The sequence below is a fragment of the Massilia sp. P2_C2 genome (assembly GCF_056404615.1).
Genome location: NZ_JBFUDR010000407.1, coordinates 1 through 4,442, shown reverse-complemented (window position 1 = coordinate 4,442; position 4,442 = coordinate 1). Strand labels below are relative to the sequence as shown.

Here is a 4,442-nt window from a genome sequence, read left to right as displayed (position 1 = left end):
TTACTGTGCTGTGTTACTGCTGCCCCAGCCTCATCTGACGATGACTGGAGCGGGAGAAGAGTCTCGAACTCTCGACCTCAACCTTGGCAAGGTTGCGCTCTACCAACTGAGCTACTCCCGCGTCGCTGGAACTTGCGATTATCTCAGATTTTTTACTGCTTTCCAAGACAACCTTTTTGCTGCGTCGACCGGCAAACTCTGGAGCGGGAGAAGAGTCTCGAACTCTCGACCTCAACCTTGGCAAGGTTGCGCTCTACCAACTGAGCTACTCCCGCTTCGTTTCGTTTGCTGCAATGTCTCGCAACAGGCAGGCATTATAGAGATGCTGAGCTATGTGTCAAGGATGACCTCGTAGAAACCTATACCGTGCCCGACTTTTCCTTGATCAGCGGCCAGGCGCGACGCAGGTAATAGAACATCGACCAGACCGTCAGCACGCCCGCGATCCACAGCAGCAGTTCGCCGCAGCGGTGGATGTCGAGCACGCCGTCGAACAGCGGATCGTGGAACAGCAGCATGGGAATGGCGACCATTTGCGCAGCCGTCTTGATCTTGCCGAGCGAGCTGACGGCCACGGACTTGCGGGCGCCGATCTCGGCCATCCATTCGCGCAGCGCCGAGATCGTGATCTCGCGGCCGATGATGATGAAGGCGATGACGGCGTTCACACGGTCCAGCTGCACGAGCACGAGCAGCGCGCCCGCCACCATCAGCTTGTCCGCGACGGGGTCGAGGAAGGCGCCGAAGGCCGATGTCTCGTTCCAGCGCCGCGCCAGGTAGCCGTCGAACCAGTCGGTGATCGCGGCCACGATGAAGACGAGCGTGGCGGCCAGGTTGCGTTCGGCCACCGGCAGCCAGTGTTCGGGAAGGTAGTAGACGCCAACGACCAGCGGGATGAGTGCGACGCGTAACCAGGTCAGGAGAATCGGAATATTGAAAGGMATGGGGTGCGGCTGATCAAGGCCCGGCTTGTTGAGTTTCGTGCGCGCTAGTCTACATGGCTCTTGCCGTTTAAACCAGTTAGGCTCGTCGCGCGCCCGGATCAACCGGCTTCAGTGCAGCTGCCGGTAGATCTCTTCGGCCAGCGTGCTCGAAATGCCTTCCACCGACATCAGGTCCTCGACGCTCGCATCGATCACGCCGCGCAGGCCGCCAAAGCGCGCCAGCAGCTTCTGGCGGCGCTTGGCGCCGATCCCTTCGATCTCTTCCAGCCGCGACGCCTGGCGCGTTTTGGCGCGTTTGGCGCGCATGCCCGTGATGGCGAAGCGGTGTGCCTCGTCGCGGATCATCGCCACGAGCATCAGCGCGGCCGATTCCTTGCCCAGTTCCTGCGGGCTGCGGCCGTCGGCGAAGATCAGCGTCTCGAGGCCCACGCGGCGCCCTTCCCCCTTCGCCACGCCGACGATGGAACCGACGTCCAGGCCCAGTTCGGTGAACACCTGGCGCGCCATCTCGACCTGGCCCTTCCCGCCATCGATCAGCGCGATGTCCGGCATCACGCCCTCGCCGTTCGCCACCTTTTCGTAGCGCCGCGTCAGGACCTGGCGCATGGCGGCATAATCGTCGCCTGGCGTGATGCCCGTGATGTTGTATCTGCGGTATTCGCCGTTCTGCATCTGGTGATGGTGGAACACGACGCACGACGCCTGCGTGGCCTCGCCTGCCGTATGGCTGATGTCGAAGCATTCGATGCGCAGGGATTCCAGATCATCGTTGTCGACGCCCAGCACGTCGGCCAGCGCGCGCGTACGCGACTGCTGCGAACCCTGCTCCGACAGCAGCCGGGCCAGCGAGATCTCCGCGCCCTTCTGCGCCAGCTCCAGCCACTGGCGGCGCTGGCCCTGCGGCTGGAACACGAGGTTGATGCGGTGGCCGCACTGCTCCTGCAGCGCCATGATCAGTTCGGGCTGGTCGAATTCGATGTTCAGGATAAACGTCCCAGGCACGAACTTGTCGCCGTAGTGCTGCGCCATGAACGCGGCCAACACCTCGACTTCGATCGGACACTCGTCCATCGCCTCGCCTACCTGCGTCGGGAAGTAGGCGCGGTCGCCCAGGTGGCGCCCGCCGCGTACCATCGCCAGGTTGACGCAGGCGCGCCCGCCCTGCACGACGACGGCGATGATGTCGACGTCGGCGTCGCCCGACGTCTCCATGCTCTGCTGGTGCAGCACGCGCGACAGGGCCTGGATCTGGTTGCGCACGCTCGCCGCCTGCTCGAACTTCAAGTCCTCGGCATAGGCGAGCATCTTCTTTTCCAGCTCTTCCAGCACCTCGGTCTGGCGGCCGCGCAGGAATTTTGCCGCGTTGTCGACGTCGCGTTGATAGTCTTCCGCCGAGATCAGGTCGACGCACGGCCCGCTGCAGCGGCCGATCTGGTGCAGCAGACAGGGGCGCGTGCGGTTGGCGAAGACGCTGTCCTCGCACGTGCGCAGCATGAACACCTTCTGCAGCAGCTGCATCGATTCCTTCACGGCCCACGCGCTGGGGAAAGGTCCGAAGTACTGGCTCTTCTTATCCAGCGCGCCGCGATAATAGGCCATCCGGGGATAGTCGCCACCCGTCAGCTTCAGGTACGGGTACGATTTATCGTCGCGGAACAGGATGTTGTAGCGCGGCTTGAGGGTCTTGATCAGGTTGTTTTCCAGGATCAGCGCCTCGGCCTCGCTGTGCGTCACCGTCGTTTCCAGGCGCGCGATCTGCGACACCATCATCGCGATGCGGGGGCTGGACTGCGTCTTCTGGAAGTAGCTCGACACGCGCTTCTTGAGGTTGCGCGCCTTGCCGACGTAGAGGACCCTGTCTTCCGCGTCGAAATAGCGATACACGCCCGGCAGGTCCGGCAGCCTGGCCACCGTCGCCAGGACTTGTTCGCGCGCCTCCTCGCTGGGGCGCACGGGAGATTCCGCATCCTTCGTCATCGTCGCGATCAATTCCTCTTTCATGGCTTGCCAGGCGTCCGGGCGGGCCCGGGGCGCTTTTACCGGGACCGGTTGCGGCTTGCGCCGGGCCGCGATAGGCCGCGTCGTTCCGGTCCTGGCGGGTACTACGACTTCGTCTTTCACTTCCGCTGCACCTGCTCAGGGTGCGGCCACTCCTTCGGGTGCCTGGGTGACGATGACGAACGCGACGCCGTAGTCGGCTTCGTCGCTGATCGTCACCTGGGCCGTAAGCCGGTGCGTCCGCATGAATTCATCGAGCGCCCCGCTGCATACGATCATCGGCTTGCCGCTCGGGGCGTTGAGCATCTGGGCCGAGCGCCAGGTCATGGGCATGCGCATGCCCACGCCGATCGCTTTCGAGAACGCCTCCTTGGCCGAGAACCGCGTGGCCAGGAAGCGCAGCCCGCGCACATCGTTCTTGGCGCGGCGGGCATGGTATTTGACGAGTTCCTCGGGACCGAGGATCTTTTCGGCGAAGCGTTCGCCGCTGCGCTTGAGGGCAGCCTCGACGCGCGAGATCTGGACGATGTCCGTGCCGATCCCGTAGATCATCACTGCCCCGCTCCACGAGAGGCGTACGACACGCCCAGGCGCGCGGCGACCATGATCGCTTTCATCTCGCGCACGGCATTTTCAAAGCCCGCGAACAGCGCGTGGGCGACGATCGCGTGGCCGATGTTCAGTTCGTGAATCCCGGGGATCGCCGCGATCGGCTGCACGTTCGTGTAGTGCAGGCCGTGGCCCGCATTCACGCGCAGGCCGTGCTGCACGCCGGCGCGCACGCCCTGCTTGATGCGTTCCAGTTCGTGCGCCAGTTCATCCGGGCTCCCGGCCTCGGCGTAGCGTCCCGTGTGCAGTTCGATGACGGGCGCGCCCACGGCTGCCGCGGCGGCGATCTGCTGCTCGTCCGCGTCGATGAACAGCGAGACGCGGATGCCCTCGCCCTTCAGTTGGCGGATCGCGGCTTCCACTTCCTTCTGGTAGCGGATCACGTCCAGCCCGCCCTCGGTGGTCACTTCCTCGCGCCGCTCGGGCACGAGGCACACGTCCTGCGGTTTGACCTTGCACGCGAAGTCGATCATCTCCTGCGTGACGGCCGCCTCCAGGTTCATGCGGGTCGCCAGTTGCGGTCGGATGGCGAGGACGTCGGCGTCCTTGATGTGGCGGCGGTCTTCGCGCAGGTGCAGGGTGATCAGGTCGGCGCCCGCCTGCTCGGCCAGCAGCGCGGCGCGCAGCGGGTCGGGATAGACGGTCCCGCGCGCGTTGCGGACGGTGGCGATGTGGTCGATGTTCACGCCCAGGTCGATCACCTGGCCGGCGGGTTGCAGGAAGCTCATGGTCGTATTCTCGTATTCTGCTCTTTTAAAGCTGCATCAGGTCGATCAATATCTGGCGCGTGTTCAGCGGCGCGCCGCCCAGGTGGTAGGCCAGCAGGAAGCGCATCAGCTGCTTGCTCTGCGCCTTCGTCTGCGGGTCTGCGTAGTCTTCGCGCTCCATGTC

General features: G+C 64.3%; 4 protein-coding genes, 2 tRNA genes and 1 pseudogene. All 7 read right to left on the bottom strand.

Annotated features, from left to right (window positions below; all coding sequences use genetic code 11):
• Nucleotides 1–45 precede the first annotated feature (45 nt).
• Nucleotides 46–121 (bottom strand) — tRNA-Gly (locus AC1DYX_RS28175).
• 78 nt (nucleotides 122–199) lie between these two features.
• Nucleotides 200–275, bottom strand: a tRNA-Gly gene (locus AC1DYX_RS28170).
• A gap of 84 nt (nucleotides 276–359) precedes the next feature.
• Entirely contained in the window at nucleotides 360–944 is a 585-nt protein-coding gene (gene pgsA, locus AC1DYX_RS28165; protein WP_477265070.1) for a CDP-diacylglycerol--glycerol-3-phosphate 3-phosphatidyltransferase, read from the bottom strand.
• 108 nt (nucleotides 945–1,052) lie between these two features.
• Nucleotides 1,053–2,921, bottom strand: a complete 1,869-nt coding sequence (gene uvrC, locus AC1DYX_RS28160) for an excinuclease ABC subunit UvrC (RefSeq protein ID WP_477265068.1) — start codon at nucleotides 2,919–2,921, stop codon at nucleotides 1,053–1,055.
• Between the two features lie 159 nt (nucleotides 2,922–3,080).
• Nucleotides 3,081–3,494: a holo-ACP synthase gene (gene acpS / locus AC1DYX_RS28155; RefSeq protein WP_477265066.1), complete on the bottom strand. Its 414-nt coding sequence runs from the start codon at nucleotides 3,492–3,494 to the stop codon at nucleotides 3,081–3,083.
• The gene (gene pdxJ / locus AC1DYX_RS28150; RefSeq protein WP_477265064.1) at nucleotides 3,494–4,279 is read right to left on the bottom strand and encodes a pyridoxine 5'-phosphate synthase; all 786 of its coding nucleotides are present in this window, start codon (nucleotides 4,277–4,279) and stop codon (nucleotides 3,494–3,496) included. Before pdxJ ends, acpS begins: the two co-directional genes overlap by 1 nt.
• A gap of 25 nt (nucleotides 4,280–4,304) precedes the next feature.
• Nucleotides 4,305–4,442, bottom strand: a pseudogene (locus AC1DYX_RS28145) (DNA repair protein RecO); the annotation flags it as partial.